We start from the raw sequence: 20,639 nt of genomic DNA, 5'->3' as shown, positions 1-20,639 counted from the left end.
CGGGGGACGGCCCTGATCAGGGCTTTTGCGCGTGATTTCGAAGGCGTCGCGGGAATCGTCGGAATTGCCACCCGATCGGGTTATATTGGCCCGGGGTTCGCCTCCCGATGCCCGATAACCTGGCGGGGCCGGCAGGGCGACGAGGTGAGGGGGCCGGGTGGTCTACGCGGTCGTGGTGGCGTGGCTGGTGCTCGCCGCGATCGTGGTGCTGACCTGGGGCCGGCTGGGCACCGACCGCGGGCTGCGCGGGGTCGTCCTCACCCTCACGCTGGGTCTCTCGGTGCTGCACCAGCTGTTGTTCGCGACCGTCACGGAAGACGCGCTCGTTTCGTTCCGGTACGCGACGAACATCGCCGACGGCAACGGCCCGGTCTTCAACCCAGGTGAACGCGTCGAGGGTTATACGAACTTCTTCTGGCTGGTGCTGATCGCCCTTCCGCGCGCCGCATTCGGCGCCGACGTGCAAACCACCGCCGTCGTGTTCGGAGTGCTCTCGGCCCTCGGTTGTGTGTTGCTTTCCTACTTCCTCGTCAACCGGGTGGTCGCGGCCGCGACGCCGGAGGGCACCGAGCCGCGGCCGGCGATCGGGGTCGCCGCCGCGGTGCTGACGGCGGCCGCCGGCGGGCTGGCCGTCTACGGGCCGTCCGGCTCCGAGGTGCCGCTGTTCGTGCTCCTCGTCCTCGCCGTCTGCTACTCGCTCGCGGCGCGCCGCCCGGTCGTGGCCGGGGTGCTCGTCGCGTTCGCGGTGATGACCAGCCCGACCGGCCTGGTGGTCGGCGTCCTCGGCGGGCTCTGGCTGGCCGGTGCCGCTGTGAAGAAGCAGCACAGCTGGTGGGCGCCCGCGGGCTACACGCTGGGCGCGCTGGTGTTCCTCATCCCCCGGCTGGCCTGGCGGCTGACGTTCTACCAGCACTACGTCCCCGCGCCGCTGGCCGCGAAACTCGGCGGCCCGTTCGGCGCGCAGGTGGCGGGCGGCTGGCCGTACCTGTCCGGGTTCGCCTTGGTGCACCAGGGTTTCCTGCTGCTCGCGCTGGTCGCCGCGGTCGCGCTGCTGCTGCGTCGCGCGGCCGGTGCCGCGCTGGAGTCCCGCGCGCTGATCTGGCTGATGTTCGCCATGACGGCCGGCCTCGCCGCCGCGGCCGTCCTGTCGGGCGGCGACGCGGGGCCGTCGTGGCGGCTGCTGGCCGCGGTGCCGCCCCTGCTCTCGGTCGGGTCCGTCGCGGCGTACGGCGTGCTGACGGCGGACGTCGACGGCAAGCCGTCACCGCGGCCGCGCGCCTGGCCCGCCGGCACCCGGCTGGTCCCGGTGACCGCCTGCGGCCTGGCCGGGATCGCCGTGCTCGTCTCGGTGTTCAGCCCCGAGATGCTCGGCCGGGTGCGTGACTGGCACACCTACGGCACCGAGCTCACCGAGATCGGCGGCTGGCTGGGCACGTACCTGCCGCCGGGGTCCGTGGTCAGCGCCGCCGCGCCCGGCGCGCTCTCGGCCCGCGGCGGGCAGCTGCTCATCGTCGACGTCCTCGGCCGCACCGACGACCACATCGCGCGGGACGGGACGCACGACGGCGGGTACGCCACGGACTACGACTACGTCGTCAACGGCCGCCGGCCGACCGTCGCCGTGCCCGCCGACGGCGGTTACGCCGACAGCCAGCACTGCACCATCGACCCCGTCTACGCGGGCCAGTACGAGGTCGCGACGTTCCGCCGGGTCGGCACGCCGTACTGGGTCTCCGTCTACCCGCGGGTCGAGCAGGCGAAGTCCGTGGTCGACGACCTCGACAAGGATCCGGACTTCCGCTACGTACCCTGTCCTTCGTGAAACTCGACGTCCCGAAGCAGCGGCTGACCTCCGAGGCCGCGCTCGGGATCGGGGTCTTCGCGGCGTCGTTCACCCTGTTCGTGGTGCGGTTCCTGGTGCCGCGCCCGATCGCGATGTCCAACAATGGCGACGGCCTGCGCGTGCTCTGCGGCGCCGGCATCACCTGGCACGGCGGGCCCGAGCCGTTCATCCACCTCGCCTACAGCGCCCCGCCCGGCGCGGCGCCGTGCCGGCCCACCTACCTGCTGACGCAGAGCTGGCTGGCCGACCTGGCCGTCCGGCTCGGCGGCCTCTTCGGCTTCCACGCGACGCTGAGCCTGGTCGTCCTCGGCCTGCTCAGCAGCCTGATCGCCGCCGCGGCCGTCGCCGCGATCGTGCTCGGCCTGCCCTACGGCCGGCGGGCGCGGCTCGCCGTGGCGGCCGGGCTGCTGCTGGTCGTCGCCGATTCGGCGTTCTTCGGGTACTTCGCGGCGGTGCTCGGTGAAGGCGCGGCCTTCCTCGGCCTGCTGCTGATCCCCGGCGGCCTGCTGCTCACCGCGCGGGACGGCCGGTGGAGCTACGCGGGCATGGCCGTGACGCTCGCCGGTGGCGTCCTGGCGGTCAACGCCAAGGTCCAGACGCTGACCATCCTGCCGATCCTGGCGGTCGCGATCCTGCTGGTCCGCCCGGGCACGCTGCGCGGGGCCCGGCGCTGGGCCGCGGCGGTGCTGGTCATCGGCGCGCTCGGGGCCGGGACGCTCGCCGCGCAGCTGAGCGTCGAGCCCGCCGTCACCCCCGAGGGCACGCTCGCCGAGCTGCCCGGCGACGACTCGCGCGAGATCAACATGTTCAACACGATCTTCCTGAACATCGTCGACGGCCGGCACGACACCCAGGCCGACCTGGCGGACCTCGGGCTGCCGCCGTCGTTCGCGCAGTACGCGGGCAACGGCTGGTGGCACCCGCACCCGGCGCGGATCGACCCGCTCTACCCGGCCTACCGCGACCGGATGGACCGCGCGAACGTCATCGCCTACTTCGCGAGCCACCCCGGCCGGACGCTCGGGGTGCTGAACCGCGCCGCGACCGACCAGCTCACCGCGCGGCCGGGCTACCTCGGCAGCTTCGACGAGTCGGCGGGCTTCGCGCCGCACGCGCAGGAGTACCGGGTGCCCGTCGTGTCGTGGCTGACCGGGCTGATCGCGCCGCTCGGGCTGTTCGCGCTGGTGCCGCTGTGGCTGCTGGTGGCGGCCCGGGCGTGGCGTCAGCGCCGGGCCGCGCTGGGTGTCGTGCTGGCGTTCCTGCTGGTCGTCTCGGTGACGCAGTTCGGCATGGCGGCGCTCGGCGACGGCATCGAAGGCATCAAGCACCAGTCCGTCGCGCTGTTCACGCTGCTGCTGGCCCTGGTGCTCGCCGTGCCCGGCCGGCGGGCCGGCGTGCGGGCGGCGTGAGGTTCGCCCGGTTTGTGTTCTTCCCCGCTGAACCCACGGCCCCAACCTACGGTCCCGTAACCTGACAGGATGGCTGACTTCGTGTACCCGCCCGTGATCGCGGCGGCCCGGACGATGTTCCGGGTACTGGACAACCGCATCCGGATCGAGGGCGCGGAGCACATCCCGCGCACCGGCGGCGCGGTCATCGCGTGCAACCACGTGAGCTACCTGGACTTCATCTTCTGCGGCCTCGGCGCGCGCCCGGCCAAGCGGCTGACGCGGTTCATGGCGAAGCAGGAGATCTTCGACAACAAGATCGCCGGGCCGCTGATGCGCGGGATGCACCACATCCCCGTCGACCGCGCCGCGGGCATCGCCTCCTACCGCGAGGCCCTCCAGAAGCTGAAGGACGGCGAGGTCGTCGGCGTCTTCCCGGAGGCGACCATCAGCCGGTCGTTCACCGTCAAGGAGATCAAGTCGGGCGCCGTCCGGATGGCCGCGGCGGCGAACGTCCCGGTCGTGCCGATGGCGCTGTGGGGCACCCAGCGGCTGTGGACGAAGGGCCGGCCGAAGGACCTGACGCGGCGGCACGTGCCGGTCTCGATCCTCATCGGCGAGCCGATGCACCCGGCGAAGGGCGACGACTGGGACGTCGTGACGAAGGAGCTGCGCGACCGGATGAGCGCGCTCGTCGACCGCGCCCAGGCCGGCTACCCGGACCGCCCCGCGTCCGACGAGGAACGCTGGTGGCTGCCCGCCCACCTGGGCGGGACCGCGCCCACGCCGGAAGAAGCGGCCGAGCTCGACAACCGCTCCTGACGCCTCAGAACCAGCGCTCGAGGACCTGCGCGACGCCGTCGTCCCCGGCCGGCCCGGTGACCTCGTCGGCCACGCCGAGCACCGCCGGGTGGCCGTTCTCCATGGCGACGCCGTGGCCGGCCCAGCTGAGCATCTCGAGGTCGTTGGGCATGTCGCCGAAGGCGATCACCCGGTCGGCCGGGACCTCGAAGCGCGCGGCGACGTCGGCGAGGCCGGTCGCCTTGGTGATGCCGTGCGCGGCGATCTCGACCAGCCCGCCGGACGACGAGTAGGTGGCGTCGACCTCGCGGTCGAACAGCGAGTTCACGGCTTCGGCCATCTCCTCGGACGTCATGCCGCGGTGGCTGACCAGCAGCTTGATCGCCGGGTGCCCGAGCACCTCGGCGCGCGGCCCGGTGCGGCCTTCGTTGTCGCCCCACGGGTTGTGGTAGTCCGGCTCGATCACGAAGTTGCGCATGTCGTGGTCCACCGCGCCGATGGCGACGCGCTCCGAGGCCAGCCGGCAGCCGGGCAGCGCCTTGTCCAGCGCGCTCGCGATGTCGTGCAGCAGCGACGGTTCGAGCAGGCCGTGGACCTCGACGATCTCCTCGGCGCCGCAGTCGTAGAGCACGGCGCCGTTCGCGCACACCGCGTACCCGGTCAGCTCGAGCGGCCGCGCGATCGGCGCGATCCAGCGCGGCGGCCGGCCGCTGGCCAGTACGAACGGCACACCGGCCTCGATCACCCGGCGCACGGTCGCGATCGTGCGCTCGCTGAGGGCTTCGGACGGGCCGAGCAGGGTGCCGTCGACGTCGGACGCGATCAGAAGGGGTCTCTCCACCCCGTCATTGTCCCTGACACGTCCGGGTGAGGTTCCGCCCGTCCGTGAGAATGTCGGTGGTTGCCGATAGCGTCCCGCACTGTGCGAGTAGGCATCGTGATTCTCCCGGAAGATCGTTGGTGGGCCGCCGAGCCGAAGTGGCGGGCGGCCGAGGAGTACGGCTTCGACCACGCGTGGACGTACGACCACCTGGGCTGGCGCAACCTGGTCGACGGCCCGTGGTTCTCCGCGATCCCGACCCTGACCGCGGCGGCGATGGTGACGTCCCGCATCCGGCTCGGCACCTTCGTGGCGTCGCCGGTCGCGCGGCACCCCGTGCCGTTCACGCGCGAGCTGACCACCCTCGACGACGTCTCCGACGGCCGGTTCGTCCTCGGCGTCGGCGCGGGTGTCGACCACCGGCACTACGACGGCGAGGTGCTCGCCGCGCCGGAGCTGACGACCAAGCAGCGCGTCGACCGCTTCACGGAGTTCGTCGAGTCGCTCGACGGGCTGCTGATGACCGACAAGTTCGACTTCGACGGCGAGTACTACAAGGCCCGCGGCGCCCGGAACCTGCCGGGTACCGTCCAGCGGCCGCGGCTGCCGTTCGTGGTCGCGGCCAACGGCCCGCGCACGATGACGCTCGCGGCCCGGTTCGGCGCGGGCTGGGTGACGACCGGCAAGGGCGGTGAGACCGTCGACGCCTGGTGGCGCGGGATCAAGGAACTGACCGAGGTCTTCGACGAGCGCCTCGACGCCGTCGGCCGCGAGCGGGCGGGCATCCAGCGTCACCTCAGCCTGGACTCGTGCCCGGTGTTCTCGCTGAGCAGCGTGGACGCGTTCCGCGACGCGGCCGGCCGCGCGGGCGAGCTGGGCTTCACCGACGTCATCTCGCACTGGCCGCGGTCGTCGTCCCCATACGAGGGCCACGAAGCCGTGCTGGAGCAGGTGGCGAGCGACGTCCTGCCGGAGCTGCACGCTGGGCCGAACGGGTGACATCCGGGTAGCCGGGAAACCGATTGCCGTCCCTCAGGCGTCCTTCAGAGCAGACGTCAAGGATCACCCCGGGGGTGGTTGGGGGACGGGAGGCCCTCGTGGCCGCGGCACGGGGCGCCGCGGCCACGAGGGCTTTGTCTACTTGGTGATCCGGTAGATGACCGCGCCCGGGTTCCGGTACACGACGCTCACGAAGTCCAGCCCGTCCAGCTTCTGCAGGCCCGGCGAGATGGGCGTGTCCCGGCGGATCGTGCCGCTGCCGACCAGCACGTAGTGCACGTTGAGCTGCCGCGCCACCGCGCGGACCCGGGGGTCGGTGTCGTAGTCGCGGAAGTGCGCCGCCAGGTAGACGGCGTCGGGGTTCACCGCGCCGGCGTCGTAGTGCGCGGCCACCGGGTGCACGCCGGTCAGCGCGTACATCCAGGCCGTGCCGTCGAGGCGGTCGTTGAGCACCTTCTGGTCGCCGGGGATGCCCAGCGTGCCCAGCCGGTCCATCGCGTCGATCTCGTCCTGGCTGACCGGCGGGACCACCTCGCCGGGCAGGCCGTTGTAGTAGAGCAGCGACACCGTCTTGGCGTTGGCCGCGCGGTAGAACCCGCCGGTCAGCACGCCCATCGCGACCACGATCAGCACCGCCGTCGCCAGCCCGACCCGGCCGGTCAGCCACGGCCGCGCGCGCACCCAGGTGCGTCCGCCGGCGAGCTTCGCCAGCCACCGCTGGGCCTCGCTCATGCCGTGCGCCGCGATCAGGCACATCGGGATCGCCGCCAGCGCCATCAGCCGGAACCGGTCGTTCCACCACGGCCGCGAGAGCGAGATCACCCAGTCTTCGCCGCCGAAGCACGCGACGACGACGAACAGCGCCGACAGGCCCAGCGCCGAGAGCATCACCCAGCGCAGCCGCCGCAGCGCCACCAGCGTGAGCGCGCCGAACGCCAGGAACACCGTGAGCCAGATCTGCGGCACCGGCAGCACCTGCTTGAACGTCGCCAGCATGGCCAGGGCCTTCCACACCGGCATGTGCGAGCCCCACGGGTGGTACGGGTACGACCCGGACGTGAAGGTGATCGCGCCCAGGATGTGCGGCGCGGCCAGGAGGCCCGCCCCCACCATCACCGGGATCATCTTCAGCACGTCGCCGCCCGCGACGCGCCAGGCGGCCTTGCCGTCCGGGACGCCGTCGACGCGGCGGCCGCGCAGCGCCCGGTACCAGCGCTGCACGACCAGCGGCAACGCGAACAGGATCGCGCCGAACAACGCGCTCGAGTGCGCGGCGAGCAGCCCCGCCGCGCTCAGGGCCAGCACCGCGCCGGTGTCGACGCCCGGCCGGACCGCGAACCGCTGCAGCGCGACCGCGGCCAGCGGCGTCAGGACGATGCCCAGCGCGAACGGCAGCAGGCCGCTCGACACCGACTCGTACGCGCCGGTCGTGGCGCCACCGGCGACCAGCGCGGCGCAGCCCGCGAACACCGCGCGGCCGCCGAGCTGGCGCACCAGCGCGACCATGGCCAGCGCGAACAGCCCGGCGATCGGCATCGTGACGGCGTTCAGCGTGACCGGGATCGACGTCCCGGACAGCTGGTAGACCAGCGCGCCGACCAGGTGGTAGGCGTTCGGGTAGAACGAGCCGTCGGGGTACCAGTTGAGGGTGCCCATGCCGGTCAGCGAGCCGTCGCCGGTGTCGGCGATGTAGCGGATGCCGTTGGCGTGGAAGACGGTGTCCCAGCGCTGGAAGACGGCGGTCGTGCCGCCGCGCCCGGACACCACCACGGCGATCGACACCGCCGTCGCGATCCCGACGCAGCCGGCGACGGCGAAGTGCGCCCGGCGGGTCCACGCCTGGTGCGGTTCCTCGGCGCCCGGCGTCATCCACCCCCGGGCCACGGCCAGCCGGCGCAGGCCGTACAGCACGGCCGCGAGCAGCAGCGTGCAGGCGGCGACGCTGAGCGGGCCGTACGGCACGTGGGCGATCGCCAGCCAGGGTCCGGCCAGGCCGGTGATGGCGTAGCTGAGCAGCGGCGCGAGGCCCGCGAGGGCCCAGCCGCGCAGGCCGGCGGCCCACCCGACGACGCCGCCGGGGACCGCCAGCACGGCCACGTAGGTGGCCACGGCGGCGAAGTAGCTCCAGAAGTCCTCGGGTGCAGGCACTGCTTTCCAGGTGTGTCGTAGGCCGAAATGTGATAGTCGGGTGCGGGCCGGGATACCGACCTGCGTACCCTCGACGCCCGTGAGCGCGCACACGAACCCCGCCAAGATTACTGAAGCCGATTTCGCAGGTTACGACCTCGTCGTCGTCGGGTCCGGATTCTTCGGCCTGACCGTCGCCGAACGGGCCGCGGCCGAGCTGGGCAAGAAGGTCCTCATCCTCGAGCGGCGCAGCCACATCGGCGGCAACGCCTACTCGGAGGCCGAGCCCGAGACCGGCATCGAGGTGCACAAGTACGGTGCGCACCTGTTCCACACGTCGAACAAGCGCGTGTGGGAGTACGTGAACCGGTTCACCGAGTTCACCGGCTACCAGCACCGCGTCTTCGCCCGGGTCAAGGACCAGGTCTACTCGTTCCCGATGAACCTGGCGCTGATCAACCAGTTCTTCGGCAAGGCGCACACCCCGGACGAGGCCCGCGAGCTCATCGCCAAGCAGTCGTCCGAGTTCGAGACCGACACGGCGGAGAACCTCGAGGAGAAGGCCATCTCGCTGGTCGGCCGGCCCCTCTACGAGGCGTTCATCCGCGGGTACACCGCGAAGCAGTGGGAGAACGACCCCAAGAACCTCGGCGCGAACATCATCACGCGCCTGCCGGTCCGCTACACCTACGACAACCGGTACTTCAACGACACCTACGAGGGCCTGCCCGTCAACGGGTACACCGCGTGGCTCGAGAAGATGGCCGAGCACGAGAACATCGACATCCGGCTGAACGTCGACTACTTCGACGTCCGCGAGCACATCCCGGCGGGCACCCCGACCGTCTACACCGGGCCGCTGGACCGCTACTTCGGCTACTCGGCGGGCCGGTTCACCTGGCGCACCGTCGACTTCGAGTCCGAGGTCGCCGAGACCGGCGACTTCCAGGGCGCCCCGGTCGTCAACTACAACGACCAGGAAGTGCCCTACACCCGGATCATCGAGTTCCGGCACTTCCACCCGGAGCGGGACTACCCCAAGGACAAGACGGTCATCTTCCGCGAGTTCTCCCGCTTCGCGAAGGAAGAGGACGAGCCGTACTACCCGATCAACACCCCGGACAACCGCGAGAAGCTCGAGGCCTACCGCGAGCTGGCGAAGACCGAGGCGCGCGAGAAGAACGTCCTGTTCGGCGGCCGGCTGGGCACGTACAAGTACCTCGACATGCACATGGCCATCGGGTCGGCGCTCTCGGCGTTCGACAACAAGATCGCCCCGCACCTGACCGACGGCGCACCGCTCGACGGGTCCCTCGATGCTTGAGAAGGGCGCCCCGAAGGGCGAGGTCGCTGTCCTCTCGAAGGCGCAGGGCTTTCTGAAGAGTGACGTTTCGGTGAAAGCCGCGCGCGGCATGTCGCACTTCGGCGAGCACGCCATCGGCTGGTTCAGCATCGGCCTGATCGGCGCCGCGGTCGACAAGAAGCGGCGCAAGGACTGGCTGATCGCGTCGGCGGGCGTCGTCGGCGCCCACGCGGCGTCGATCGCGGTGAAACGCGTGGTCAGGCGGCCGCGTCCGGACCACCCGAGCGTGGAGGTTCTGGTCGGCACGCCGAGCAAGCTGAGCTTCCCGTCGTCGCACGCGACGTCCACGACGGCGGCGGCGGTGCTCTACTCCGGATTGACCGGGCGTAACCTGGTGCCCGCCCTGGTACCGCCGATGCTCGCCTCGCGGCTCGTGCTCGGCGTTCACTATCCGACAGACGTTCTGGCCGGTGCGGCCCTCGGGGGGCTCGTCGGTGGTCTGATACGACGGAAGCTGAAGAAGAACCCATGAGCGAGACGACCGAGCAGCGCAACAGCGACGAAGCGGCCGTGACTCCTGAGGCACCGGAGACACCGGTGACGGCGGAGACGACAGCGGGGACCGCGACACGCGGCCCGTTCGGCCTGGTCGGCGGCGTGATCAAGACCGCACGTCCGCGCCAGTGGGTGAAGAACGTGCTGGTCTTCGCGGCCCCGTTCTTCGCCTTCTCGAAATCGACCGACCGCACGGGCCTGCTGCTCGACGCGATCGTCGCCTTCGTGGCCTTCTCGCTGGTGGCGAGCTCGGTCTACCTCATCAACGACGCGGTCGACGTCGAGGCCGACAAGGCGCACCCGACCAAGCGGAACCGGCCGATCGCGGCCGGGATCGTGCCGGTACCCGTCGCGTACGGGTCCGCGGTCGTGTTCTTCCTCGCCGGCCTCGGCGTCTCGTTCCTCGCCAGCTGGCAGCTGGCGGTCGTGCTGGCGGTCTACGAAGCCGTCCAGCTCGGTTACTGCTTCGGCCTCAAGCACCAGCCGGTGGTCGACCTGGCCATCGTCGGCTCGGGCTTCCTGATGCGCTCGATCGCCGGTGGCGTCGCGGGCGGCCTGGCGCTCTCGCAGTGGTTCCTGCTGGTCACGGCGTTCGGCTCGCTGTTCATGGTGGCCGGCAAGCGCTACGCGGAGATCATGCTGTTCGAGCGCACCGGGGCGAAGATCCGGTCGTCGCTGAAGAAGTACTCGGCCAGCTACCTGCGGTTCGTCTGGGCGACGTCGGCGGCGATCCTGATCATGTCGTACTGCCTGTGGGCGTTCGAGATCCGCCAGACCGAGCACAACTCGGTGTGGGCGCTGATCTCGATGGTGCCGTTCGTGGTGGCGGTGCTGCGCTACGCGGTGGACGTCGACGGCGGCATCGCGGGCGAGCCCGAGGAGATCGCGCTCAAGGACCGCGTGCTCCAGGTGCTCGGCCTGACCTGGGTGGCCACGCTGTTCCTGTCGTTCTACCTGTGAAGTCTCATGGCCGATCGACAGGTTGGCTTCAGGTTCAGCACAGCTGACGGGGTCACCCTGAGGTGGTGGGGGCGGGCAGCGCGCTCGTCCCCGTAGACCACAGGAGCGACCATGACCGACCAGCCGCGCGACCCGAACCAGGTCCCGCCGAACGCGGGCGCGGAGCAACCGGCCGCCGAACAGCCCACGGCCCAGGCCGGCGCGGCTGAGCAACCGGCCACGGCTCAGCCCGGGCAACCCGCCGCTGCACAGCCGTCCGCCACGGCCGCGCAGCCCTCTGCTGCGCAGCCCGGGGCCGAGCAACCGACTGCTGTACAGCCTTCCGCCGCGTCTGCGACCGGGCAACCGGCAGCCGAGCAGCCCACCGCCGTGCAGCCCACCGCCGTGCAGCCCTCCGTCGCGTCTGCGGCCGGGCAGCCGGGAGCCGTGCAGCCGTCCGCCGCGCAACCGGCGGCTGGGCAGCCGTCATCCGGGCAGCCGACCATGACGCTGCCGTCCGCTGGGCCACCGTCCGCGGCCGCGCCGGGTCAGCCTGGTGCCGCGGCCCAGCCCGGCGCTGCTCCGGCGGCCGACCAGACCGCCGCCCACGGCCAGCAGGGCCCGCCCACCCCTCAGCTCAACCAGCCCGGCCCCGGGCAGGCCTACGGCGCTCCCGGCCCGGGCTACGGCGCCTGGGGCGCCCCCGCGGCGGCCGCACCACGGCAGTCCGGCGGGTTCCGCCGGTTCGTCGGGCACCGGGCCACCCAGCTCGTCGCCGTCGGGATCCTCGGGCTCCTGATCGGCGGCGGCATCGTCGGCGGGATCGCGGCGGCCACGAGCCACGGCGGCGGCCCCCGCGACGGCCGTCCGGGCATCCACCGCCAGTACTCCGGCCCCGGCGCCGGCCCGGGCATGGACGGCCGCGGCGGCTTCGGCAACCGCGGCGGCGGCAACTCCGGGAACACCAACCCGGGCAACACCGACCCCGGCAACCCCAACGGCGGCAACTCCGGCAGCACCGATGGCAGCGCAGACGGCACGACCGGCTCCGGAGCCGGTATCTGACCCATCCCAGAGCCGTCACTTTCGCCGTGAAAGTGACGGCTCTGGTGTCACTTGATACCGGTCAGATCACGTTCGCGTCACGAGCAGAGTACGGTGTTCGTGATGCGAAGCGCCTCCGCAGAACTCGACGAGGCCACCGGTGCGCTGCCGGTGGCCCGGCCCGTCACCCGTCCGTGGATCCTCCCGGCGGGTGCCGCGGTGGCGTCCGCCGTGGTGTTCGCCCTGGTCAGCCGCCATCTGATCGATGACACGTACATCACGCTGTCCTACGCCAAGAACCTCGCCTTCCACGCGCACTGGGGCCTGATCGAGCAGGGCACGGCGAACACCGCGACGTCCCCGCTCAACGTGCTGGCCCTCGCCGCGGTGACGTTCGTCGTGCGCGACGCCGTGGTGGCCGCCGGGATCGTGTTCGTCGCCGCGCAGGTGGGGCTCGTGCTCGGGCTGCGCCGGCTGGCCGGGCGCGCCGGCCTGCCCCCGGCGTTCGCGCCCCTGACGTTCGCCTTGCTGCTGGTCAACCCGCTGCTGCTGTCGTCGGTCGGCCTGGAGGTGGCGCTCGGCGCCACCGGCGTCGTCTGGACGCTCGTCTACGCGGGGGAGCGCCGGCCGGGCCGACTGGGGCTCGTGATCGGGCTGCTCGCGCTCGTCCGGATCGACCTGCTGCTCATCGCGCTCGTGGTGTTCCTGGCCCGCCGCGAGTTCTGGGACGGCATCTGGCGGACGGTCTTCGGCGCCCTCGCCGTGACGCTCCCGTGGTTCGGCTTCAGCTGGCTGGTGCTCGGCTCGGCCGTGCCGGACACGCTGGTCATCAAGATCAGCCAGCAGTCGTGGGGCCCGTTCAGCTTCACCAACGGCCCGCTCCTCTACTGGCGCAACTTCCCGGCCGCGGCCACGCTGTCGTTCCTGCCGCTGCTGCTCGGCGGCCTGGCCGGGCTGCTCTGGCTGGTCCAGCTCCGCCGTGGCTCGGCGACGGCCCGCCGCCTGAGGCCGTTCGCGATGCTCGCCGTCGCGGGCGCGTTGCACTACCTCGCCTACAGCCAGCTGGGCGTCCCGCCGTACCACTGGTACTACGCGCCGAGCATCATCGGCGCGACGATCTTCCTGGGCGCCTGCGTCACGGCGGCGCCGCACCGGGCGAAGCAGGCCGCCTGGACCGGCGCCGGCGCGGTGCTCGCCGCGAGCGTCGCGGTGTACGTGCTGCCGGGCGTCCCGCGCCAGTTCGCGCCGATCACCAGCAACCACGCGTCGACGACGGAGTACCGCGAGATCGGCCAGGAACTGGCGGCGATCGCCCACGGCCGCACGGTCGAGACGGCGGGCGAGGTCGGCGCGCTGGCGTACGCGTGCGACTGCGAGCTGGTGGACGAGTTCTCCGACCGCGGCGCGGTCGACCCGGCGATCGCCGAGACGAAACGCCGCAGCGGCGAGCTCGGCCGCGCGCTGCTCGAGGCCAACTTCCACAACTTCGACCACAGCGTCGCCCCGATCAGCCCGCAGCTGGTCCTGACGACCACGCGCCACGCCCCGCCGTCGACGGCGCTGGCGAGCTGGCACATCGACTCGCCGTGGATGGGCCGGCAGAACCTCTACCTGATGCCCGCGCCGGCCCCCGGAAGCTGACCCGCCGGCGTTTGTCCACAGGCGACGTCAGATGTGGACAACTCGGCCCACCGCCGGCTTCGAAGCCGGTTTCACCGGCCGGCGCCGATAGACTGGAACTGGGCACGCCCCCCTGGAGGAGGGCGGGGGTGGGGCCCGCTCCGGGAGTTCAGCTCCGCAGCGCGGTGACGTCGAGGGTGAGCGTGAACTCGCGGCCGCCCATGCGCTTGCCGTACGTGAGGCCGAACGCGAAGCGGTCGATGATCGTTGCCGCGCGGGCCGTGAAGCCGTCCGGTGTCAATGTGACCGCGTCGATCTCGCACTGGACTCGGCCCGCCGTCCCGCGGACCGTCACGATGCCGTCCAGCAGCCAGCGCGCGCCGTCCTGGCGGGGGTGGCCCTCGGTGAACGTGATCACCGGATGCTCGCGGCCGTGCAGGAAGCGGCGGGACTGCAGTTCGGTGTCGCGCAGCCGGTCGCCGGTCGCGAGGCCCGTCGCGTCGATCTCCGCCGTCACCAGCGACGCCGTGACCGGGTCGCCGACGAGCACCGTGCCGCCGGCCAGCGGGAACTCGCCGGTCACCGTCGACATGCCGAACAGGTGCGTGCCGGACACGCCGACCCGGCACCGCGCCGGGTCGAGCCGGTACTCGCCGGGTGGCGGGATCTCGATCATCGGCGCGCCCACATCCGGTTCATCGTGCCCTCCCGCGCGAGCAGCACCTGGGTGACCACCTGGAGCACCACGAAACTCGCGATCGACAGCACCGTATCGAGCCCGGGCACGCTGTCCACCGGGAACGTGTACGCCAGCGCCACGCTCAGCCCGCTGTGCACCAGCCCGCCGACGCCCCAGACCACCGTCAGCACGCGCCAGACCCGGCGGAACGACGGTGTGTCCGCCCACCGCGCCTCCAGCGTGTCGGCGCGGTGGGGAATCAGCGCCAGCGTGGCCTGGTACGTCGTCGGGCGGCGGCCCACCCACAGGCTCGCCAGCATCCAGACGCTGAACAGGATGCTGAACCACGCGCTCCGGACCAGCTGCAGCCGCGCGTCGCCGGTCAGCAGCGACGTCACCAGCCCGATCGCGACGACGAACAGCACGAACAAGCCCATGCCGTCGACCCGCCGGTGCCGCAGCGCCAGGTACAGCATCCGCAGCGCCGGCGGGAGGCCGCTGAACGCCAGCGCCCAGATCGGCGCGACGTCGAACGCCCGCAGCAGGTAGTAGCCGCCGACCGGCGCGGCGATGTCGCAGAGCAGCGCGACGAGCGATTTCCCCATGCCCCGAGCCTCGCGGCCGGGCCGGGCCGGGGCCATCGTCGACCTGGCTCCTACGCATCCACCGTCCGGTTGATGCCGGCGATCAACCGCTTCCGGGTGAGCTTCATGCCGAGCAGCAGGCAGCCGACGGTCAGCGCGGTGTCCAGGAGCGGCACGACGTCGACCGGCAGGGTGAACGCCATCAGCACGACGGCACAGCCGAGCAGCACGCCGCCCACGCCCCACCAGAGGGTCACCGTGCGCCACAGCTGCCGGAAGCCCTCGCCGGCGGCCCAGCCGGCCTCGAGTCCGGCGGCGCGGGCCGGCTGGAGCGTGCAGATCGCCCGGAACAGGAACGGCCGCCGTCCGACGACCAGGCTCCCCAGCATCAGCCCGCCCAGCAGCAGCCCGACCCAGGCGCTGCGGACCAGCAGCAGCCGCGGGTCGCCGGAGATCAGCGCCACCGCGCCGTTGACCACGAGCACGGCCAGCACGAACGCGCCGATCGGGTCGATCCGGCGGTGCCGCACCAGGACGTACCCGGAGCGGATCGCCGGCGGCAGCGCGCTGACCAGCAGCGCCCACAGCGCGTCGACGTCGAAGGAGCGCAGGACGTAGAACAGGGCCATCGGGAGCGCGACGTCGCGCAGAAGCATCGTCAGCCGGGCGCGGTCACTCGAGGTGTTCGTCATGACGACAGTCTGTTTCGACAGCCGTCACGACACATCGGCTCGCGGGTCGGGCCCGGATGGAAATCCGGCTCCACCCGCGGGTGGAGGCCCCAGGAGAGATCTCAGATGGGGAGCTTGCGGAAGATCGGCCGCGGGACGTGCCGCAGCGCCGACATCACCAGGCGGAACGGCGCGGGCGCCCAGACCAGGTCCTTGCCCGAGCGCGCGGCCGAGACGGCGATCTCGGCGACCTGCTCGGCGGTCTGCGCCAGCGGGGCGTCCTTCATGCCCTCGGTCATCTTCGTCTTGACGTGCCCGGGGCGGACGACGGTCACCTTCGCGCCGTGCGGCGCAAGCGCCTCGCCGAGACCCAGGTAGAAGCCGTCGAAACCGGCCTTGGTCGAGCCGTAGACGAAGTTGGACCGCCGGACGCGCTCGCCGGCCACCGACGACAGCGCGATCACCGTGCCGTGGCCCTGGACCTTGAGCTTCTCCGACAGCGCGACGCCGACCGACACCGCGGCCGAGTAGTTCACGGTCGCCAGCTCGACGGCCTTGGCGTGGTCCTGCCAGAGCTCCTCGGCGTCGCCGAGCAGGCCGAACGCCACGACCGCGACGTCGATGTCGCCGCCTTCGAACGCCTTGTCCAGCACGCCCGGGTGCGACGCCAGGTCCTTCGCGTCGAAGTCGACGGTCGCGACCTCGGCGCCCTTGTCCTTCAGGCGCTGCGCGGCCGCGTCGAGCCGCGGCGAGGGCCGGGCCGCGAGCACGACCCGCAGCGGCTTCTCGGCCAGGTACTTCTCCGCGATCGCCAGTGCGATGTCGGAGGTGCCGCCGAGCAGCAGCAGGGACTGGGGGTTGCCAACGGCGTCGATCACAGTGCGAGCCTCCGGCTCATGTCAGAGGCGAAAACGCCTTCGGGGTCCACGGCGGCGCGTACCTTGCGCCATTCTTCGAGCCGCGGGTACATCTTCGCGAACGTCTCGGGCGAGGTGCGCGAGTCCTTCGCGGTGTACAACCGCCCGCCGAGTTCGAGGACGTCGTCGTCGAGCTCCTGGCAGAACCGGCTGAGCCCGTCCTTGATCGGGAAGTCGACGCAGACCATCCAGCCGGGGTGCGGGAACGACAGCGGCGCCGCGTTGCCCTCACCCATCCGCTTGAACACGTTGAGGAAGGAGACGTGCCCCGACTCGGCGATCTTCTTGACGATCTTCTCGAGCGGCTCGGCCGCGCCCAGCGGCGTCGAGAACTGGTACTGCAGGAAACCCTTGGAGCCGTAGGCCCGGTTCCACTCGCCGAACATGTCCAGCGGGTGGTAGAAGGCGGTCAGGTTCTGGATGACGCCGTGGGCTTCCTTCGGCGTCTTCCGGTAGTACAGCTCGCCGATCGTGCCGAAGGTCAGCTTGTTCGCCAGGCCGTTCGGGAAGACGTCCGGCAGCGTCGCGAGCTGCGGAGCGTCGAACTTCAGCGGGTTCGCGCGCAGCTTCGGCGGCAGCTCGTCGAGCTTGGCGAGCGAGCCGCGGCCGAAGGCGGCGCGGCCCAGCTTCGAGCCGGTGGAGATCGTGTCGAACCACGCCGAGGAGTACGTGTACTTGTCGTCGGAGCCGTTGCTGACCAGCTCCAGCGTCTCGTCGAGGTTGTTCGTGCGCTCGTTGTCGGCGAGGAAGTACGCCGTCTCCGTCTTGGTCATCCGGATCTTGGCCCGGACGATGATCCCGGTCAGGCCGATGCCCGCCACGGTCGCCCAGAACAGCTCGGCGTCCGGGCCCTCCGGCGTCAGCGTGCGGACCTTGCCGTCCGCGGTCACCAGGTCCATCGACACGACGTGGTTGCCGAAGCTGCCCGCGCTGTGGTGGTTCTTGCCGTGGATGTCGTTGGCGATCGCGCCGCCGATCGTCACCTGGCGCGTGCCCGGCAGCACCGGGACCCACAGGCCGTACGGCAGCGCCTCGCGCATCAGCTGGTCCAGGCTCACGCCGGCGTCGAGGTCGACGAGCGCGCTGTCCGGGTCGATCGAGTGGATCCGGTTCAGGGCCGTCATGTCGATGACGAGGCCGCCCGCGTTCTGCGCCGGGTCGCCGTAGGAGCGGCCGAGGCCGCGGGCGATGACACCGCGCTCACCGGCCTGGGTCACGGCCCGCGCGATGACTTCGACGTCTGCGGTGCTCAGCACGTCGGCGGTGGTCGGTGCCGTCCGCGCCCAGCCCGTGAGCGTGCGACGCTGTGTGTCGAGTCCTGGGGTCACCCGACCAGGGTAGCCACGCCGAACGATGCCCGGAACGTGACCCTGAAGTGCTCGCTTCTACACTTTGCGCATCAAGGCACAAGCGCCCGCGCGGGTGACCATGACTCAGGCAACGAGGTAATGCAGTGGTGGCGACCGATCCGCAAGCCGACATCGCAGCTGCGATGTCTGGGGCCGAGCCCCAGGCCCCGGCCGGGGGGCAAGCCCCCCTGGACCCCCCAACCACGGGTGGTCAGCCGTCCTCCATCGGACTGCTGGGGCAGCTGATCCGCTTCGCCCTGATCGGTGGCTTCTGCGCCCTGATCGACCTGGGTACGTACACGCTGCTGACCCAGGTGGCCGGGATGGCCGCTTCACCGTGGGTCGACATCGCGCGCGCTATCAGTTTCATCGTGGGCACGACCACGGCGTTCTTCCTGAACCGCAAGTTCACCTTCTCCGGCGGGCGGCGCGACGGGAAGACGCAGGTCGGCTCGTTCGTCCTGCTCTACACCGTGACGTTCTTCGTCGCGGTCGGGGTGAACCAGCTGATGCTTCAGGTGCTGCCGGAGTCCGCGTGGCAGCACACCCTGTGCTGGGCCGTGTCGCAGGCCACCGCCACCGTGATCAATTTCGTGATGCTCAAGTGGGTCGTCTTCCGCGAGCCGTCGACTGAGGAGAACTGAGGAACTTCATGCCCGGTAAAACAGCTACCCCGGCGCCGACCACCACTGCCGGCGCGGCCGCCGAGACGCGGTTCACCGAGCACACTCCGCAGGGTCGCCTGACGGCGCAGCGCGGGCTCTACGCCGGCCCGGCGCCGATCGTCAGCAAGGACCTCTACGCCGAGCTCGAGTGGGGCTCGGCCGTGCGGGAGCGTGCGGCGATCAGCCTCGAGCCGGCCTCCAAGGTCTCGGGCAACACGTACTTCGGGCGGTTCCCGGCGTCCTACTGGCAGCGCTGGACCACCGTGACCGAAGTGTCGGTCGAGGCGGTCGTCACCGGCACCGGGCTGCTGTCCATGGGTGCCTCCGACGTCGAAGGGGAACCGCGGGTCATCGAGGCCGAGCAGGTCACCGACGTCACCCAGCACAAAATCGCCCTCACCGGGAAGCTGGACAAGTTCTACGACGGTGGCGCGCTCTGGCTCGACCTGGAAACCGAAGGCGGCCAGACCCTGCGCGTGGAGCAGGTCCGCTGGACCGTCGAAGCGCCCGAGACGATCCGCCCGACCGCGGTCACCATCTGCACCATGAACCGCGCCGATGACTGCCTGAAGAACCTGCAGGCCCTCGCCGCCGACGTCTCCTCCCTCGACACCCTCGACGCGATCTACGTCGCCGACCAGGGCACCGACCTGGTCGAATCCCGTGACGGGTTCGACCAGGTCGTCAAGGACCTCGGGGAGAAGCTGCACTACATCAAGCAGCCCAACCTCGGTGGCGCCGGCGGGTTCACCCGCGGCCTCTACGAGGTCGCCGGGCACACCGCCACCGCCCACGCCAACGTCCTGTTCATGGACGACGACGTCCTGTTGGAGCCGGACCTGGTGATCCGGATGACGGCGTTCTCCAACCGCGCCGCCAACCCGATCATCGTCGGCGGGCAGATGCTGAACCTGTTCCACCCCAACCAGCTCCACGTCGGCGCCGAATACGCCCGGTTGAACACCCTCGAGCCCGGTCAGCCGGTCGAGCATTCGCTGACCACCGCGGACCTGCTCGGGGTCGACGAGGAGACGTTGAAGCCGAACCGGCAGGAACGCCGTCTCGACGCCGGCTACAACGGCTGGTGGTCCTGCCTGATCCCCTACGAGGTCGTGCAGGCCACCGGGTATCCGATGCCGTTCTTCTTCCAGTGGGACGACGCCGAGTACTCCTACCGCGCCCGCGCCCACGGTTTCCCGACGGTGACGCTGCCGGGGGCGGGGGTGTGGCACGCGGACTTCCACATGAAGGACTGGGACGAGTGGCACCGCTACTTCAACCTGCGCAACTCCATCATCACCGCCGCCCTGCACTCCCCGTTCAACCTCAACCTCCTCTCCCGCGTCCTGCTCGCCCAGCTCGTGCGGTACCTGCTGGGCATGCAGTACGGGCTGTCGGCGACGCTGATCAAGGCCGTGGAGGACTTCCTCGAAGGCCCTGAGGTCCTGCGCGACGGTGGGGTGGAGGCGATGAAGGAGATCCGCCGGATCCGCGACCAGTACCCGGAGACCAAGCGCCACAAGGCCACCGACGTCCCCGGGATCGCGTCCAACGACATCGGCATCATCAACAGCGCGCCGCGGCCCAGCATGCAGCGCCTGGTGCTGATCAAGCGCGTGCTCGACCGGGTGCTCGGCCGCAGCCGCTTCGGGCTCGGCGCGGTGCCGATCGACGAGGCGAACTGGTGGCACATCGCCCTGTTCGACACGGCGGTCGTCACCGACGCGAACCAGGAAGGCGTCCGCGTCCGCTCCTACGACAAGGTCAAGATGTTCGACCTGGCCAAGCGCGGCGCGAAGGTCGTCCAGCGGCTGCGCAAGGAAGGCGCGGGAGTGCAGGAGCAGTACAAGCGCGCCATGCCGGAACTCACCTCGCGTGAGAACTGGAAGCGCCTGTACAAGCTCTGACCCAGGTGTCCCGAAGGCCGTCTCACGATGCGTCGTGAGGCGGCCTTCGTGCGTCAGGTGTGCATGCCGAAGATGTTGGTCTTCCGGTTGAGGTCGTCGATGTAGGCGGCGGCGACGTGGGCGAAGTTGATCGTCACCTCGGCGTCGTTCTTGGTGGTCACCGTGTCCACCGCGGCGGACTTCACCAGCTGGGGGAGCTTGCCCGCCAGCTTCCCGGATTCTTCGGCGGTCAGTGCGAACAGCAGTGGCTCGCCACCGGTGGCGAGGTGCAGCACGAGTGCGGGTTTCTGGTCAGCCATGCACCCATCGGACCAGCGGCGATCTTCGCGCGGCAAGCGAGTTCGCTGAGGGCGCAGCGGCTTCGGCGTCCGGCTGCGGTCCTCGTGTGCGGTGGACTACCGTTTCCCGGAGATCTGAAACCCGCGGGG

General features: G+C 71.1%; 19 protein-coding genes. 11 read left to right on the top strand and 8 right to left on the bottom strand.

What is annotated here, in order from left to right; genetic code table 11:
• The first annotated feature begins 157 nt into the window (after window positions 1–157).
• The 3 genes from OG570_RS10070 to OG570_RS10060 all read left to right on the top strand — a co-directional run bounded on the left by OG570_RS10070 (window position 158) and on the right by OG570_RS10060 (window position 4,053).
• Window positions 158–1,822 (top strand): hypothetical protein, encoded by a 1,665-nt coding sequence (locus OG570_RS10070; protein WP_326956329.1) that lies wholly within the window; start codon window positions 158–160, stop codon window positions 1,820–1,822.
• On the top strand, window positions 1,819–3,252 hold the full coding sequence (gene wsfD, locus OG570_RS10065; RefSeq protein ID WP_326956328.1) for a glycan biosynthesis hexose transferase WsfD: 1,434 nt from the start codon (window positions 1,819–1,821) through the stop codon (window positions 3,250–3,252). Before OG570_RS10070 ends, wsfD begins: the two co-directional genes overlap by 4 nt.
• Before the next feature lie 69 nt (window positions 3,253–3,321).
• Window positions 3,322–4,053 (top strand): lysophospholipid acyltransferase family protein, encoded by a 732-nt coding sequence (locus tag OG570_RS10060; protein WP_326956327.1) that lies wholly within the window; start codon window positions 3,322–3,324, stop codon window positions 4,051–4,053.
• 4 nt (window positions 4,054–4,057) lie between these two features.
• On the opposite strand, the gene OG570_RS10055 is transcribed toward OG570_RS10060, so the two are convergent.
• On the bottom strand, window positions 4,058–4,858 hold the full coding sequence (locus tag OG570_RS10055; protein ID WP_326959958.1) for an HAD family hydrolase: 801 nt from the start codon (window positions 4,856–4,858) through the stop codon (window positions 4,058–4,060).
• Between the two features lie 96 nt (window positions 4,859–4,954).
• On the opposite strand from OG570_RS10055, the gene OG570_RS10050 reads away from it, so the two are divergent.
• The gene (locus OG570_RS10050; protein ID WP_326956326.1) at window positions 4,955–5,851 is read left to right on the top strand and encodes an LLM class flavin-dependent oxidoreductase; all 897 of its coding nucleotides are present in this window, start codon (window positions 4,955–4,957) and stop codon (window positions 5,849–5,851) included.
• Window positions 5,852–5,989: 138 nt separating this feature from the next.
• Here the strand turns inward: OG570_RS10050 and OG570_RS10045 are convergent, their stop codons facing one another.
• A complete protein-coding gene (locus OG570_RS10045) occupies window positions 5,990–7,999 on the bottom strand; it encodes a DUF6541 family protein (RefSeq protein WP_326956325.1) in 2,010 nt (669 codons plus the stop codon).
• A 79-nt stretch (window positions 8,000–8,078) separates the two neighbouring features.
• Between OG570_RS10045 and glf the strand changes: the two genes are divergently transcribed.
• The 5 genes from glf (at window position 8,079) to OG570_RS10020 (ending at window position 13,460) form a co-directional block, all read left to right on the top strand.
• Window positions 8,079–9,302: a UDP-galactopyranose mutase gene (gene glf, locus OG570_RS10040; RefSeq protein ID WP_247059928.1), complete on the top strand. Its 1,224-nt coding sequence runs from the start codon at window positions 8,079–8,081 to the stop codon at window positions 9,300–9,302.
• Window positions 9,295–9,813 (top strand): phosphatase PAP2 family protein, encoded by a 519-nt coding sequence (locus OG570_RS10035; RefSeq protein ID WP_247059930.1) that lies wholly within the window; start codon window positions 9,295–9,297, stop codon window positions 9,811–9,813. The genes glf and OG570_RS10035 overlap by 8 nt, the downstream gene beginning before the upstream one ends.
• Window positions 9,810–10,796, top strand: a complete 987-nt coding sequence (locus tag OG570_RS10030; RefSeq protein WP_326945609.1) for a decaprenyl-phosphate phosphoribosyltransferase — start codon at window positions 9,810–9,812, stop codon at window positions 10,794–10,796. Before OG570_RS10035 ends, OG570_RS10030 begins: the two co-directional genes overlap by 4 nt.
• A gap of 483 nt (window positions 10,797–11,279) precedes the next feature.
• The gene (locus OG570_RS10025; protein ID WP_326956324.1) at window positions 11,280–11,840 is read left to right on the top strand and encodes a hypothetical protein; all 561 of its coding nucleotides are present in this window, start codon (window positions 11,280–11,282) and stop codon (window positions 11,838–11,840) included.
• Between the two features lie 102 nt (window positions 11,841–11,942).
• A complete protein-coding gene (locus tag OG570_RS10020) occupies window positions 11,943–13,460 on the top strand; it encodes a hypothetical protein (RefSeq protein WP_326956323.1) in 1,518 nt (505 codons plus the stop codon).
• A 148-nt stretch (window positions 13,461–13,608) separates the two neighbouring features.
• On the opposite strand, the gene OG570_RS10015 is transcribed toward OG570_RS10020, so the two are convergent.
• The 5 genes from OG570_RS10015 to OG570_RS09995 all read right to left on the bottom strand — a co-directional run bounded on the left by OG570_RS10015 (window position 13,609) and on the right by OG570_RS09995 (window position 17,618).
• Window positions 13,609–14,115, bottom strand: coding sequence for a YceI family protein (locus OG570_RS10015; RefSeq protein ID WP_326956322.1), 507 nt, complete (start codon window positions 14,113–14,115; stop codon window positions 13,609–13,611).
• Window positions 14,112–14,723, bottom strand: a complete 612-nt coding sequence (locus tag OG570_RS10010) for a VC0807 family protein (RefSeq protein WP_326956321.1) — start codon at window positions 14,721–14,723, stop codon at window positions 14,112–14,114. Before OG570_RS10010 ends, OG570_RS10015 begins: the two co-directional genes overlap by 4 nt.
• Window positions 14,724–14,773: 50 nt before the next feature.
• Entirely contained in the window at window positions 14,774–15,394 is a 621-nt protein-coding gene (locus tag OG570_RS10005) for a VC0807 family protein (RefSeq protein WP_326956320.1), read from the bottom strand.
• Window positions 15,395–15,495: 101 nt separating this feature from the next.
• A complete protein-coding gene (locus OG570_RS10000; protein WP_326956319.1) occupies window positions 15,496–16,251 on the bottom strand; it encodes a decaprenylphospho-beta-D-erythro-pentofuranosid-2-ulose 2-reductase in 756 nt (251 codons plus the stop codon).
• Window positions 16,248–17,618, bottom strand: coding sequence for an FAD-binding oxidoreductase (locus OG570_RS09995; protein WP_326945615.1), 1,371 nt, complete (start codon window positions 17,616–17,618; stop codon window positions 16,248–16,250). The genes OG570_RS10000 and OG570_RS09995 overlap by 4 nt, the downstream gene beginning before the upstream one ends.
• Before the next feature lie 125 nt (window positions 17,619–17,743).
• Between OG570_RS09995 and OG570_RS09990 the strand changes: the two genes are divergently transcribed.
• Entirely contained in the window at window positions 17,744–18,283 is a 540-nt protein-coding gene (locus OG570_RS09990; RefSeq protein ID WP_442788260.1) for a GtrA family protein, read from the top strand.
• 8 nt (window positions 18,284–18,291) lie between these two features.
• Window positions 18,292–20,211 carry a glycosyltransferase gene (locus OG570_RS09985; RefSeq protein ID WP_326956317.1) on the top strand — a complete coding sequence of 640 codons (1,920 nt, stop codon included), beginning with the start codon at window positions 18,292–18,294 and terminating at the stop codon, window positions 20,209–20,211.
• Between the two features lie 53 nt (window positions 20,212–20,264).
• Here OG570_RS09985 and OG570_RS09980 read toward each other — a convergent pair whose 3' ends face one another.
• Window positions 20,265–20,510 carry a hypothetical protein gene (locus OG570_RS09980; protein WP_326945618.1) on the bottom strand — a complete coding sequence of 82 codons (246 nt, stop codon included), beginning with the start codon at window positions 20,508–20,510 and terminating at the stop codon, window positions 20,265–20,267.
• Window positions 20,511–20,639: the final 129 nt, after the last annotated feature.

Origin of the sequence: Amycolatopsis sp. NBC_01286, assembly GCF_035982555.1 — a bacterium.
Taxonomy (GTDB): Bacteria; Actinomycetota; Actinomycetes; order Mycobacteriales; family Pseudonocardiaceae; genus Amycolatopsis.
This window is presented reverse-complemented; position numbering and strand designations above follow the sequence as displayed.

What these genes read in the sequence shown, in the direction of transcription:
- OG570_RS10060 (WP_326956327.1), top strand. Translation starts at nt 3,322, where the DNA reads ATGGCTGACTTCGTGTACCCGCCCGTGATCGCGGCGGCCCGGACGATG.
- OG570_RS10035 (WP_247059930.1), top strand. Translation starts at nt 9,295, where the DNA reads ATGCTTGAGAAGGGCGCCCCGAAGGGCGAGGTCGCTGTCCTCTCGAAG.
- OG570_RS10030 (WP_326945609.1), top strand. Translation starts at nt 9,810, where the DNA reads ATGAGCGAGACGACCGAGCAGCGCAACAGCGACGAAGCGGCCGTGACT.
- OG570_RS10025 (WP_326956324.1), top strand. Translation starts at nt 11,280, where the DNA reads ATGACGCTGCCGTCCGCTGGGCCACCGTCCGCGGCCGCGCCGGGTCAG.
- OG570_RS10020 (WP_326956323.1), top strand. Translation starts at nt 11,943, where the DNA reads ATGCGAAGCGCCTCCGCAGAACTCGACGAGGCCACCGGTGCGCTGCCG.
- OG570_RS10015 (WP_326956322.1), bottom strand. Translation starts at nt 14,115, where the DNA reads ATGATCGAGATCCCGCCACCCGGCGAGTACCGGCTCGACCCGGCGCGG.
- OG570_RS10010 (WP_326956321.1), bottom strand. Translation starts at nt 14,723, where the DNA reads ATGGGGAAATCGCTCGTCGCGCTGCTCTGCGACATCGCCGCGCCGGTC.
- OG570_RS10005 (WP_326956320.1), bottom strand. Translation starts at nt 15,394, where the DNA reads ATGACGAACACCTCGAGTGACCGCGCCCGGCTGACGATGCTTCTGCGC.
- OG570_RS09985 (WP_326956317.1), top strand. Translation starts at nt 18,292, where the DNA reads ATGCCCGGTAAAACAGCTACCCCGGCGCCGACCACCACTGCCGGCGCG.
- OG570_RS09980 (WP_326945618.1), bottom strand. Translation starts at nt 20,510, where the DNA reads ATGGCTGACCAGAAACCCGCACTCGTGCTGCACCTCGCCACCGGTGGC.